The organism is Pseudomonas sp. WS 5079 (assembly GCF_012985465.1).
Classification (GTDB): domain Bacteria; phylum Pseudomonadota; class Gammaproteobacteria; order Pseudomonadales; family Pseudomonadaceae; genus Aquipseudomonas.
This window is the reverse complement of record NZ_JAAQWN010000010.1, coordinates 55010-67514: the sequence shown is the minus strand read 5'-3', so window position 1 is coordinate 67514 and position 12505 is coordinate 55010. Positions and strand designations below refer to the sequence as shown.

The window sequence follows — 12505 nt, the reverse complement described above, 5'->3', positions numbered from 1 at the left end:
TGTTCATCTGCTCGATCCGACGATTGATCTCGCGCTCACACGACTCAACCCAGCGCCAGTAATCCTCCATGTCAAGCTGCGCTATCTCCGACGGTTGCATCTTTAGCACCATCAACAGCGCTTCGTCCCAGGATTGCAGCAAGGTCTCCTCCAGAGGACATTTCCCGCAACACCTCAGTGGCTGACTTCGAGTCAGCAATGTCGAACTCGCCCAGATCTTCCAGGGTGATGCCAAACATCTTGGCGACCAGCATGTCTTCCATGACGCCTTCATCCTTGGTTGATGCTTGGGCCTGGCTGATGTCTTTACGCTTGAGACGTTTGATAGGAAGGGAATTCAGCTGCACTTGAGCGGCGGTTTTGAAGGGGAACTTGAGGGTGAAGATCAGTTTGTCGGCCACGTTTGTTACTCCAGGTTGGATTGCTCTATGAGAGTCCTGAGTGTCGCGCCTGGCCGTGGCGCTTGCTTTTAATCGAGTTTAAAGAAGAAGCCCCGCACGATGGCGGGGCTTCGGGTTGCCGTCCTGGCGGCTCCAGTCCGTTGGAGCTGGTCCATATCAGACATCAACAATGGCGGCCACACTGACAGTTACAGCGCGGCGCCATCTGGTAACGGCCGGATGCCAATGCCATGCTCAGCGCCTCAACTAAAATCTCTTTTGGGGTTTCCTCCAGGATCTTGCCCCAGTATTGTTTTGCCCGCGAAAAGTCAAAATCACGACTTACCTGCATGTCGACACACTTCAATATGTCGTCACGACTTTGCGCTTTCACTTTCTGCTCATCAGGAGTCAAGGACATGACCACCTCCAATATCAAACGATTCGACGAACTCACTGGCCAGATACTTGGCACTTTATATGAGAGTTTTCCGGTACCACGTAACCTTCTGCTCGGTGAACTCATTGATGATGGGTATTCATTCGATGAGTTCTTTGGAACGGAGATCCCCAATGAAAACGGGGAGTTCCTGTTTGCATGTATCGACTGGTTATCCGAGTCGGGGTACCTGCGCTTCAAAGACAAGGTTCACGCTACCGGTTATTCGGATGGCGTTTTAACTGCCAAAGGTCTTGAGGTATTAAAAGCTACGCCTGAAAGCCTCAAGACCGGACCCACCCTCGGCGATCAACTGGTCGATGCGTCCAAGAGCGGAGCCAAAAGCTTATTGGGCAGCATCGCGGGACAAGCCCTATCCATTGGTACCCGTATCGCCACTACCCAATTCGGCCTCCCTGGCTGAATCACGCCTGCCCGATGTTCTGCCGGTACTTGGCCAACTGATCCTTACCACCCACCCTGAAGATGTTGGCCAAGTAGTCGAGCAGCACCACCTCTTCGCCATTCAGGATCTGGCGCACATAGGTCGCTGAGAACGGTGTTTCAAACTTGGTTGGGTCACGTGGTTTGAAACCGCCCAGGGCGTACTCCTTGAACATGATGGTCATCAACGTCACCAGCGGGACCTCGTTCACCAGCCCAGCGCTGTTAAAGACCTGGACGTTGGAGCGGCATTGCAGCTGTACGGTCGTGAATGGTGTGGCCATTTTCTTGGCGGCATCAACGTACAGGCTGTTCCAAACGATCTTGCCCTCCAGTTTGTCGATGCCATCCGGCAGCTCGATCAGGCCGACCATGCCCAGTCCCTGGAAGTCACTCATTATGGTCTTGACCGAGCCCAGGTCGATCTCTTCGCAACGACCGAAGAAGCTGGCACCGTCCAGGTAGACCGCTGCGTTGGTGATGCGGTGTGCACTAAAGCCTGCCATTTATGCAGCTCCCAAGTTGACCAGGTATTCCCCGGTAATTTCGGTTTCGTAGGTGCCACGCTCGAATGGCAGCGGTACGGTCAGTTTGTAATTGAACAGCACGTGTCCCAGCTCTAGTTGGGTTTGCGGGTTACGAGCGGGGTCATACCAGCATTCACCGCCGATCAGCGCCTGATCGCCGATCAGCTTGCGCAAAAGCTGGTTGACGCTTTCGACGATGCTGTCGATCAGTGAGGTGGTGACAGGCTGATCGGTGAACTGCAGCGAGCTGTATCGGATCGACTCGTCGACGATGTCCTTGGTGCGTCGGACGTTTTCGAAGTTGCGCATATGCGTCACGGTAGGCCAGGCCGCTGTGCGGTTACCCCAAAGACGCAAACCGGTGCCAAACGAGTTGAACACGGTGGTGATCCCGTTCTCGTTGAGCAGATTCACCTCGCTGTTGGGGTCATCGATCCGCGCAGTCAGTGGACGCTCCAGACCAATCACGCCCAGGAGTTCCTGGTTGGAGCTGCTCCACCAATAACCCTTGTCGTAATCGACCTTCGCACGCAGACCTGCCGCCCGAATCGACAACGGCTGCAGGCGTTCACCGTTGGTTGCGGCGTCGTACACCTTAACGTGCGGATAACACAAGCGAACGCGGTCGCTGCTGGTGTTGAAGTTGAGGGTGCCCGCAGGACCGCGACCGGCAACCACCTGCTGCACGGTGCTGCCAATCGGCGCATCGATATACGCAACAGCGCTCAATTGCTCTGCCGAGGCAATCATCTCAACGCTGACTGAGTTGAGTGTGCTGAAACCCGGAGCAATGAAGATCTTCGGGAAAAAACCAAGCTGGTTGTAACTGTCCTGGAACGCCTTCAAGCCGGTACGCAAACCTGCCGCATTGACGGTGCCAATGATGTCGGCAGGCGTGACCTTGCTTGGGTCGGCATAAACGTAGCTGGCTTTAACTGCCCCTTTGAGAGGAATGATGCCGGTAGTCAGGCGCTTCACCCGCCCGGTCATCAAGTCCACCGTGTAGTCAGTGCCCAACGTATAGGTGTTGTCATCAGCTTCGGTTTTGAGCACCAACGACTGCAGCGCACCATGTGCCAGCTGCAGTACATCGTTGTCACCAAACGATTTCGGCTCCGCGTCAACGCTGGTGCGATGGGTGGCGGGATCGAGCACGTTGATCACCAGCACCGTTCCAGCGCCGAAGTCGTAGATACCATCCAGCGCCTCGGGAATACCGAACCCAGGCAGATCCGGGCCGAACTGGGCACCATCAGTCTCATTCAGCGACAGTGTCAGTGTGTTGACTGGCCCCATCGGCGCAGTGCCGATCAAGGCAATCACTGCTGACTTGACCACCCTGATGGCCCGAGGGCCGCGTTCGACTTCAAGGGTTTCAATGCCGTGCAGATAGTTGGCGCTCATGACTTACCTCCTTTTTTGGTAGTAGTCGGCTCTGCATCGTTTTGCGCGATGAGATCAGGACCAGGTGCAATGGATTGCGTTGGTTGTTGCTCTGTTTCGGCAGGCACCAACACCAGGTGTTTGAGGGCCATCAATACGCGGGTGTATTCGTGTTCGGCAGGCAGCTCGACGACCTGGTTGTGCAGCAGCTGCACGTCGAGCAGATCGGCGGAGCCTTCTACACGCAAACACGCAGCGCTTTGAGGTCCTTTGTAGATGTATCGAGTAAGTTTCACGGGAATTCCTCAAAGTTAAGATGGCCCAGCGGTGCACCTTGCTCAGGGACCATGGACTGCAGCTGAGTCATGCGAGTGGAGATGTCCTGGGCGTACTGCCAAACACCGTCCCGATGCCCGATGAACTGTTCGGACACAGCGCGACAAGCCATGTCGCAGTGCGGTGCATACCAACCGGTCAAGCAGGTGCGGATACGGTCCAAGTAGCTGACAACACCATCCCTGCCGTTGAGCTGACGAAACACCAAGGTCAGTCGGATGACGATGTTGCGTGCTTGGAACACCGCGTCAGTGCCCTCGGAACCACCAAAGGTCGACCGGCCATAGGCCAACAAAATCGCCCCGCACGGATGATTCAATCGATACTGCGCCGGGCTTTCAGGGAACAACTCAACGGCAAGCTCTGCGTCGAACTGACCCCGCAATCGCTCCAACATCGCGTCCAACAACACCTCGGTCTGGGTCGGCTCCTGGAGACTGGTCATCAGTAGCGCTCCCACAAGTCGGACCCAAATTTCTGAGTGCGGGCACGCACACGGATCTCACCCGGTTCCGGCGTAGCTTCACCAGTGGGCATCCCCAGGGTGACCACGCCATCGCGGATGCTCTCCAGGAGCTTGATAGTGTCCTTGCGGCTGTCCTTCACAGAGTCGGGCAATGCCCCTTCAGGGCGTCGCTGGTACAGCCAGTGCCGTGCCAGGTACACCACTGCATCGCGCAATACCGTGGGTACCGGATTGAGCGGCAAGTCGTAACGACCGCGCAGGTAGCCATCAACCAGTTCTTCGGCTTGGCGCACACCGTCCTCGATCACGACTTCATTCGGCTGTCTGGCCGCTGGATCGTCGTTGGAAAGCTGGATCAAGGTCCGCTCGGGCATGGCGTTGCTGATATCGGCGCGAGTGCAGTAGCGCATGGCGACCTCAGATTCCCCGGACGATACGAATGACATCACCCGAAGCAGTGGCTGCATCCATGGCAACGCCGTTGGAAATGCCTGTCGCAAGCGTTACCGCTCGACCATCAGCATCAGACTCGACCTGGACACCAGCAGCGACGGCACCGCCGCTGATGACCAGGCAAATGCCCAACACATTGATCGGGGCAACGTTATCTGCTTGGGTATCGGCTTCGACCGTACCCAGGGCCTTAAGACCGGCGCCACAGAGGCCACCGGTAAAGCCCGCAAAGCGATAGCGCGGCAGGTCAGTCACTGCGACCACTGAGGTCGTTAGAACAGGTTGTTGGGTTTTCACTGGTTGAACTCCTGGATCGGTTCGATGATGCGACGTTGCAGCAACGTGGTTGCCTCGGCGTCGCTCAGGGAGAGGCTGTCGCCTGCGTGGTACCACTTGTCGTTGTGGAGCACCGAGGACACGTCTGTCACGTAGTAGCGCGGCAGCTTTTCGTCCTGGATTGTCTTGTCCAACGAATCGCCTGGTGCAGCAGCTGGAGCTGCATTCGGACCGAGGTCTTGCGACAAAAGTGACGCCAACGCACTGCCGGCCTGGTTGAGCGTTGAGTCGGTCGCGGGAACTGGTGCTGCAGGTGCTGATAACAAAACATCGCCCGGCAGCGGCTCTTTGACCAATCCCAGGTCGCCGGTCGCCGCCAATGCGCTGCTGTCCTGGTGCAATGTCGGCTCAGTAACAGATGCCGATGCTGCAGGCGAAGCTGACAAGCCAGCATCCTGCTGCGAGTCATTGACCGAGCCCTGGTCATCGGTCGACGCCGAGGGCGCGGCCTTATCCTTCGCTGGGTTTTTAGTCGCCATGGCTCACCTCAACCGTTGGTGTCGGAGATCAGGTAACCGGCATCCGCACCGACCACCACAGGCTTATAGATGTCGGTGTTACGCACGAAGCGCACCTTGCCGCCAGCGGTGTCGTAGGTGTCGATCTCCGGCATGCCTTTGCGACGCAGGGTGTAGCCAAAACTTGGCTCTTCGTAGTCTGCGTTTGCACCCGTCATTGGCTTGGCCACGTAGGCCAAGGTCATGTTGTCGCTCCAGATATCGGACGTGTTGCTGGCACCGGCCAGTGCTTCGCCGATATAGATGTTCTCGATGCCGAATAGCGCCTTGAGGTGTTCAAGTGTGATCAGCTTGCGCTCCTGAGAACCCAGCGCTTCCTGAAGCTTGGGGTGGAATTTCAGTGACTGGTAAACCGAGGCACCCATGGTGATGGTGTTCGGGCGGATACCGATGCGGGCGCGCACCTTCTCTTTGGCAGCCTCAACCACGGCAATAGGATCGCCGCCGCCGTTGCTCCACTGACTGGAGCCGGACAAAGTGACCTTGTTGCCTGCCGGAAAGGTGGCAGGGCTTTGTGCCAGTTTGGCGCAGGTGACTTCGCGGCGCAGATCGATCACGTTCACCACACGACGTGAAGCACGTGCTTCGGCGTCGAACATAGATTCGTTCTGCTCGCGGTAGTCCACTGGGTAGGCGATGTCATGCTCACGCAGAACCACGTCCAGACCGTCCAGGTCATCCGGGGTCATGAGGTTCGACTGGGCACGAATGGCACGCTCAGTGTCGTAGACCTCAAACGCTTCCTTGCCAAACAACGGGATAATACCGGCCTCTTTGTCCATCAGTGCGATGGGAAACAACCACTCACCGATGAACTGGGCGTTGCGATAGCCACGCGCCAGGTTGGTGAGAACAGGGTCAACGACCCGCAATGCCTTCAAACGATCAGCCATGATGACTCCTGGTTACTTGTTGATGAGCTGGCGAACAGCCGACTCGTATGGAATGTTTTTCTCGGTAGCCAGAGCGGACGCACGGTTGTGCAGGCCGAGGCGACCGGGGTCGGTATTTTTCTCGGCGAACTCCATGTCCATCGGCGAGTCAGCGTCGCCTTTGCGGTCCTTGCTCGCCTGTTCGGCAAAGTCGATTTGCTGGGGCAGATCGTTGAAGATCGCCTTCAGCCCATCTACCACTGGCGCCCGCTGGTCGCCCTCGCCGAATTCCAATGGGGTGTCACCGGCCTCAGCGAAGTCCAAGACCGCGATCAGGGCATCAGCATGTTTGGGCAGCAAACGACCAGCGCTGACCAGGCCTTCAGCAAACGCCAGGTTGGCGGTATGCCGAGTCGCTGCAGCGTCAGTGCGCGCCTTCGTTTGGTGCTGATCAACCAGGGTTGAGAGACGCTTGTTCTCCGCCTCCAGGGCGGTTTTCTCGGCCTCATTCACAGGCTGTTCCTCGGTGGGTTTGGGTGGAAGTTGGGGGGGATCACTGAAGGCTGGGCGGTCGTTGTCGCGGCGGGACTCTTCCAGCAGGTTGTCAACGTCCCAGCCGGGGACAACCTGGTCAGCCGCTTCCTGGCCGAACTGAGCGATCAACCACTCACGCAGGCGGCGAAATACACCCGCTGAGATGCTGTCGCCGAAGTCACCAAACTCGATAACACCTTCCTCGCCGTCCGCCAGTTCGATGGGGCGCAAGCCCTTTACTGCAGGTGGTTGGGCGCCAAGAAAGCCCACGTGGCGCAGGTAGTACACGCCAGGCACCGGGTTGTTGGCGGCATCGGGGTGATAGAAAGAGGCCGATATTTTCTTGAAGCTTTTCTTGGCGAGAAGCTCAGAGAATGCGGGGTCGACTTGTTGCGGTTCGGCGTTCAGGCCTTGTGCGTCTCCCGTCAAGGACTTCACCCAGCCCGCTGCAGGAGCATCGTGCTTGGGGTGGCCGATGACCAAGGGCGCTTCGTGCAAGGCCGGGTCGTAGGCTTTCACGGTAGCGGCGAGGTCCGCCTCGCTGAAGTCGAAGCGAACACCGTTCATGGCGGTGTGAGTTCCCGGCTTGAAAATGTGCAGTGGTTTCATGGGCTATGCGCTGGCTGGAAGTGATACGCACAGCCTGAACTGCTGAACCGCCCAGGACTTTTAATCGGGTTTAAAGAGTGTTGATTGCAGCGAACACCGTAGACGGTGCAAGTGACACCCGCGTGGCGGGTTTGGAATACGGCGGGAGAGGTTTATAAAGCGTTTACAGCGATGATCAGGGAGGCCAGTGGATGAACCGGAGCTGCTCGACACCCACAGGGCCTCTGAGGGCCTTACGCGAGAGCGGCTTTCTCCAAGTGATTCAGGGCCAGCTCCAGGATCGCTTCCTCTGCTTCAGGTTGCAGCAGGCCCTCGGTGTCCATTGGCAAGTAAGGCCGCCCCGGAATATCGCCCCACAAGTGCGGGAACTCCGACTGATCACCACCGAAGTGCATCATGGCCGCATAGGGTTTGTTGCTGCCGACCAAAGCGGAGCTGTCATCTGAGTGGCTGGTGATCGACGCGGCCAGTCCGGCAGCACTGACCTGCAGCATCTGTCCAGGCCAGTTACCACTCTTTGCACGCCGCTCGGTGGTGACATCCGACAGGTCAGCCCAGTCAGGGCGACCTTCAACCTCGAAGTTCTCCTCGGTCTGACTGGCCATCTCAGCGGCCACGCCGCGCATCAATGGCGCGAGGTCACCCACGGCCCACTCAATGCGACTCAGTGTTTGCTGTAGACGTGGGTTGTCCAGTTCAACAGTGATCATTCCAACTCTCCTATCAGGCCGCTGAGGCCTGTTTTCGCTTGAGCATGTCCGCCAATCCGGTACCAGGTGCATGGTTGAAGCCAGGGTCGGTGCGGAACGTGATCGGCTTGCCCGCTGCGTCGGTGGCGCGCACCAAGGTGACCTGGGCTGTCCTGACTTCGCCGGTACGTTTGTCGACACCGGTTTCAACCGTTTCACTGAACATGTGCCCCTGACTGGAGACGATGGTCAGGCCACGGCGCTTGACGGCAGATGCAGAAAGCGCGGTCACCCGGCAGCGGCAGTTGAAACCGTTCGGTGGGTAGATCGATGACCAAACGGGATCATCATGCCGGTACACCGTGCCGCTGAGTGCCCGATGGCTTGGACGGGTCTTGCCATCCAGGATGGCCACGTACCGCCAATACGGATGGGTGTCGCTGGTCTCTTCCATGCTGGCCTTGCGACCGGCCATATAGGCGCTCTGCAGGTTGGTCTGGTAGATGGTCTTCAGGCGGCGTGGGCTGCCCAGCTGGACCAGCTCGCCGACACCCTGGCTATCGACGATCACCTGTTGACCCCACCAGCCCTGAGATTCCAGCGTTGGCTGCAGCTCTTTGATGAACTGCTTCAGGGTTTGCCCCTCCTGCAAAGCAGTTTCCACCGCGCCACGAATGTCCGACAGCAGATCCAGACGCATGGCCTTGGCCACGGTGAAGGCCTGGTCGTGGGCCTGGTCACGCATCTCCTGCCAGTTCCAGGTGACCGCGTAACCCTTGCTCTTGAGGTAGGTGATCGCGGCTTCTGGCTCAAGGCCGAAGATGGCTTTGAGGTCCGCAGGGTTAGGTGTCTTGGGGTTGGCCATGTCAGTCTTCCCGATCCGCAGCGGCGTTCAGACGGCCCCAGGTGTTGGCGATGAACAGCAGGTTCGTCAGTTTTTGCTGCAGCGCCTGGTCATCCATCAACGGGAAGGCTTCGGCCAGCAGGCCGAGTGCCTCGGTATCGGAGCGAGCCTGCAGCAGCACATCAATCAGCGGGGCGACAGCCTGTTCGCTTTGCTCCTGGAGCAACTCGGCGGGCAGGCTTTCAATGGCCTGGTCTAGTGCGAACTGATCAAGGATGGGTGTGAGTGTTGCTTCCGCGAACTCGGGGCCAGCGACGGGTGTTGGTGCTGGTGCTTCGACGATATCGCCATCCTGTAGGTTGTAGGTCCGCTTGAAGTACTGCGCCGTGAATTGAAGCCCTGACTCGCTGAGGCTCTTGTCGCGCTCGGCCAGGACCTTGTCGATCTCTTCCTGTTCCCACAGCTCATAGACTGGCGCGTTGACGGACTCGCCAAAGTTGAGATCAACGATGCGCCGGATGATTGCGTTGAGGGCAGCCGCAACAATGCCCGCGTCACCGTCACGAATATCCTTGGTGACTTCAGCCCCAGCTTCTGCGCTGGCCCGATTGCTCTCTTTTTCGGTGGTCTGGTTTTGCCCAAGCATGGCCACGTTGATTTCACTACGGCAGTACTCCAGCAACTGGCGATAGACATCGGCGCTACCGGTCTTGCCGGTGGCTTCGATGATCTCGACGCTGGCATCGTTGGGAATGGCCGCCACGGCGTCCTGAACCATGGCCTCTAGGCTGTCGAGCAACAGGTCTGTTTCGCTATCGGTGGCTCCCCGTGGGTGTTTGCCGATCACCCAGGGACTGCCGTATTTCTCAGTGAACTGAACCCAGAATTTCAAGCCGCCTTTCATAAACACTGCTGGCCAGAAGCACATGGACAGATCGGCAAAGCCATAAGGATTGATGTAGGTCGCGTCCTGTCGGGCAACGACAAATCGTTGAGGGTCGCACAGCTCGCCGGTCATGCCCGCATCACGGGCGCGGAAACGCAGATTGTTGTCCTGGTCGTACAAGAACCATTCGGCAGGCTTGCCTAGCAGATCCTCTGGCACCAGGTGCATACCGACCGGACGCCACATCAACTCCACGGGCTGGTAGCCAAACAGCGGCGCATCGAGCAGCTCGCGAATGACCTTGTCCAGGTCAATGTCCTTGAGCCAGTCCTGGACAAAGCGCTCGACGCTGACCGGCGCATCGCTGCGCTTGAGTCCACGCTCTAGGGCCAGCACGGACGCTTTGCGGCGACGGATGTTGCCACCGACCACCGCGCTGCTGCGCAGATCCCGATAGACCTTGATGTCTTGCCCCTGCGCCTTGAGGATCGGGTCCGGGTTGGGCAAGTACATACCCAGGGCCTGGGCATCAAAGCTGCGACTACGGCTGGCGATATGATCGGTCAGGCCCTTGCTGCCCTTGGGCTCGGCGAAGTGCACGAATTCCGTGGGGCTGACCCACACACCTGTCTTGTTCATGCGTATCCCTGAAAGAGTTTTTGCGCCTGGCGGCGGCGACGTGATTTGACCTTGACCGGACCGGCGTTGACTTCCAGGGTCGCGAAGTTGGCAAGCGCGCCAGCACCCGCAAAGTCACCGTGGCGGTAGAGATCCGGGTCTTTGAGATCTTGCGAACGGCCTTTAATGATCATTGGAATGCCGTCCACGGTTTCGATGGCTCGCACGTCCTGGTGCAAGTTGTCGTCCTGCGGCATGGTGATCGCGGCATCTTCGAACAGCTGCACAAACTTGGGCATCCAGGCGCCGTACCAGGTGCGGCTGAGTTTCACCTGGTGAATGCGGTTATGGCCGAACTCATCGGCGGTGTCTTCGGCCAAGGTCTCGCCATTGCCCGAGGCGTCCAGGGCCGCACCAACAAAGCGTGGCAGGTGACGCAGGATGTAGAACAGAATCTGCTGCTGTTGCCGGGTAGGTACCTTGTGCATCTCCACCACAAACGGCACATCGCGGTGCCGGGTCAGGTCAACTGACATTGGGCAGATGATGGAAAAGTCCCGGTGACGGGCATAGTCCATGCCCAGGAAGTGGCGCAGCTCCGGGTTGAGCATCGGGATCAGAGGCGCCAGGTAGCGTTCAATCCAGTCATTGACATAGGCTTCGCGGCGATCCTGGGACTGATGCACAAAGTCCGCATCCAGAGCCAGGCGCAATACGGTGCGGCCCTTGCGCATGGCCTCGTCAACCCAGACACCAGGAATGCACACACCGTTGCCATCGCGAGGGATCGCATCCAGTTCTTCACGCATCTGTGCCTTGCGCGGGCCGTAGGCATTACGGATCTTCTTGTACCAGGCTTCCTTGCCTTCGGCGGTAGGTTGCTCACCCGCCATGAGACAAACGCGCTCATACAAACCGTTGGCAACGGCATCGTCAAACGTTGCCTTGTAGACTTCGGCGCTGTCGCCGTAGCGCTTGTCCCGGATGTCATTAACCATCTGGTTGAACGGATTGGCTTTGCCGTTGTGGGTGCTGATGATGACAATCCGACCACCCCAGATCAGCAAAGCCGTAGCGGCATCGAGCACGGCTGATACATCACGGTGGAACGCGGCCTCGTCGATGATTACCTTGCCTTGCAGGCCGCGTATACCGGCTGGGTTGCTCGACAGTGCGACGATCTTGAACCCCGAGGCATAACGAATCCGATAGGCGTTGATCTGGCGCGTGTTGCCTGCTTCGTCCTGGTCTTCAAACAGAAACTCTTCAATCTCGCTGACGCCCGATGCCTGAGCCTCGGCCATCACCCGGCTGAACTTGGCACAGTAGCCAATGAACTCAAGGCCTTTTTCCTTGGTGTCACCGATGTAAAAACAGTCCATGCCACCTGCAGATTTCTGCGAGGCGGCAGTGATAACCGAGTCCAGCGCTTCAGCAAATGTGATGCCAGTGCGACGCCCCTTTTCGCAGAGTTTGATTTGCGCCCGAATTTTCAACCAGTCCACCTGGTGGGCCATCAAGATGCCTTCGGCTATAGGGTTGTAACCCTCGGGAATCTGCCGAACGCTGGGTGGCAATTCATCCCACTCGATGACACGTATGGTGCTGGCTGATGGCTTCATTGCTTCACGCCCAAGAAATTCTGGCGCCACCACAGGGCTTGTTCTTCGGACAACCCTTTGGCCTTGACCGCCTTATCCAGTTCAGCAGACTGCTCACGCAACAGGCGATCACGTCCGGCCTGCTCTGCGGCCTGGCGCTCTTTCATGCTCAAGGTGCGGGCCTGCATGGTGTTCTTCGCGGCACGGGCCAGTTCGGCGACTTCCTTGGTGGTCACGTCGTCCTTTTCATGGGCACCCATAGCGGCCTGATAGGCCAAGGTCGAGATCGCCTCTACCAACAACGCGCCGGTCTTGTCAGAAGCGTCTTCACCAAACGCGCCAACAAAGGCTTCGGCTTGCTCTCGGTGCTGCCGGGTTTTTTCGGTTAACTGCTCAAAGCCAGCCTTGAAGCGGCCCAGTGCGCTTCGGCTGGGTACATTTTCATTGGGAAACCGTGACTGGATATCCCTGATCATTTCATCCAGGGTCTTGCGATCCTCACGCAGAAGCTTCTGGATGTACGCCTTGACCACAGGCGGGAGGCGACTGATGGATGACTTGCCCGCCATG

The 12505-nt window shown here is 58.2% G+C and carries 17 protein-coding genes; 1 reads left to right on the top strand and 16 read right to left on the bottom strand.

Annotated features, from left to right (window positions below; genetic code table 11):
• Positions 1–71 precede the first annotated feature (71 nt).
• On the bottom strand, positions 72–401 hold the full coding sequence (locus tag HBO05_RS24195; protein ID WP_172314362.1) for a phage tail assembly protein: 330 nt from the start codon (positions 399–401) through the stop codon (positions 72–74).
• A gap of 163 nt (positions 402–564) precedes the next feature.
• The gene (locus tag HBO05_RS24190; protein ID WP_172314360.1) at positions 565–801 is read right to left on the bottom strand and encodes a hypothetical protein; all 237 of its coding nucleotides are present in this window, start codon (positions 799–801) and stop codon (positions 565–567) included.
• Between HBO05_RS24190 and HBO05_RS24185 the strand changes: the two genes are divergently transcribed.
• Positions 800–1243 (top strand): hypothetical protein, encoded by a 444-nt coding sequence (locus HBO05_RS24185; RefSeq protein ID WP_172314358.1) that lies wholly within the window; start codon positions 800–802, stop codon positions 1241–1243. The two genes, HBO05_RS24190 and HBO05_RS24185, sit on opposite strands and share 2 nt — an antisense overlap.
• Position 1244: 1 nt before the next feature.
• Here the strand turns inward: HBO05_RS24185 and HBO05_RS24180 are convergent, their stop codons facing one another.
• From HBO05_RS24180 to HBO05_RS24115, 14 genes are all read right to left on the bottom strand, one after another.
• Positions 1245–1769, bottom strand: coding sequence for a phage major tail tube protein (locus HBO05_RS24180; RefSeq protein WP_172314356.1), 525 nt, complete (start codon positions 1767–1769; stop codon positions 1245–1247).
• A complete protein-coding gene (locus HBO05_RS24175; RefSeq protein ID WP_172314354.1) occupies positions 1770–3194 on the bottom strand; it encodes a phage tail sheath subtilisin-like domain-containing protein in 1425 nt (474 codons plus the stop codon).
• Positions 3191–3469, bottom strand: a complete 279-nt coding sequence (locus tag HBO05_RS24170; protein WP_172314262.1) for a hypothetical protein — start codon at positions 3467–3469, stop codon at positions 3191–3193. The genes HBO05_RS24175 and HBO05_RS24170 overlap by 4 nt, the downstream gene beginning before the upstream one ends.
• Complete coding sequence (locus HBO05_RS24165) at positions 3466–3954, bottom strand: Gp37 family protein (protein ID WP_172314352.1); 489 nt, start codon at positions 3952–3954, stop codon at positions 3466–3468. The genes HBO05_RS24170 and HBO05_RS24165 overlap by 4 nt, the downstream gene beginning before the upstream one ends.
• Positions 3954–4385 carry a DUF1320 domain-containing protein gene (locus tag HBO05_RS24160; protein ID WP_172314350.1) on the bottom strand — a complete coding sequence of 144 codons (432 nt, stop codon included), beginning with the start codon at positions 4383–4385 and terminating at the stop codon, positions 3954–3956. The genes HBO05_RS24165 and HBO05_RS24160 overlap by 1 nt, the downstream gene beginning before the upstream one ends.
• Before the next feature lie 7 nt (positions 4386–4392).
• Complete coding sequence (locus HBO05_RS24155) at positions 4393–4725, bottom strand: capsid cement protein (RefSeq protein ID WP_172314348.1); 333 nt, start codon at positions 4723–4725, stop codon at positions 4393–4395.
• On the bottom strand, positions 4722–5243 hold the full coding sequence (locus HBO05_RS24150) for a hypothetical protein (protein ID WP_172314346.1): 522 nt from the start codon (positions 5241–5243) through the stop codon (positions 4722–4724). Before HBO05_RS24150 ends, HBO05_RS24155 begins: the two co-directional genes overlap by 4 nt.
• 8 nt (positions 5244–5251) lie before the next feature.
• Complete coding sequence (locus tag HBO05_RS24145; RefSeq protein ID WP_172314344.1) at positions 5252–6175, bottom strand: major capsid protein; 924 nt, start codon at positions 6173–6175, stop codon at positions 5252–5254.
• A gap of 12 nt (positions 6176–6187) precedes the next feature.
• Positions 6188–7255 (bottom strand): peptidase, encoded by a 1068-nt coding sequence (locus tag HBO05_RS24140; RefSeq protein ID WP_262381455.1) that lies wholly within the window; start codon positions 7253–7255, stop codon positions 6188–6190.
• 275 nt (positions 7256–7530) lie between these two features.
• Complete coding sequence (locus HBO05_RS24135; RefSeq protein ID WP_172314340.1) at positions 7531–8007, bottom strand: phage virion morphogenesis protein; 477 nt, start codon at positions 8005–8007, stop codon at positions 7531–7533.
• A gap of 13 nt (positions 8008–8020) precedes the next feature.
• Complete coding sequence (locus HBO05_RS24130; protein ID WP_172314338.1) at positions 8021–8851, bottom strand: phage minor head protein; 831 nt, start codon at positions 8849–8851, stop codon at positions 8021–8023.
• Position 8852: 1 nt separating this feature from the next.
• Positions 8853–10355, bottom strand: coding sequence for a DUF935 family protein (locus HBO05_RS24125; RefSeq protein WP_172314336.1), 1503 nt, complete (start codon positions 10353–10355; stop codon positions 8853–8855).
• Positions 10352–11956 carry a hypothetical protein gene (locus HBO05_RS24120; protein ID WP_172314334.1) on the bottom strand — a complete coding sequence of 535 codons (1605 nt, stop codon included), beginning with the start codon at positions 11954–11956 and terminating at the stop codon, positions 10352–10354. The genes HBO05_RS24125 and HBO05_RS24120 overlap by 4 nt, the downstream gene beginning before the upstream one ends.
• The gene (locus HBO05_RS24115; protein WP_172314332.1) at positions 11953–12504 is read right to left on the bottom strand and encodes a phage protein Gp27 family protein; all 552 of its coding nucleotides are present in this window, start codon (positions 12502–12504) and stop codon (positions 11953–11955) included. The genes HBO05_RS24120 and HBO05_RS24115 overlap by 4 nt, the downstream gene beginning before the upstream one ends.
• Position 12505: the final 1 nt, after the last annotated feature.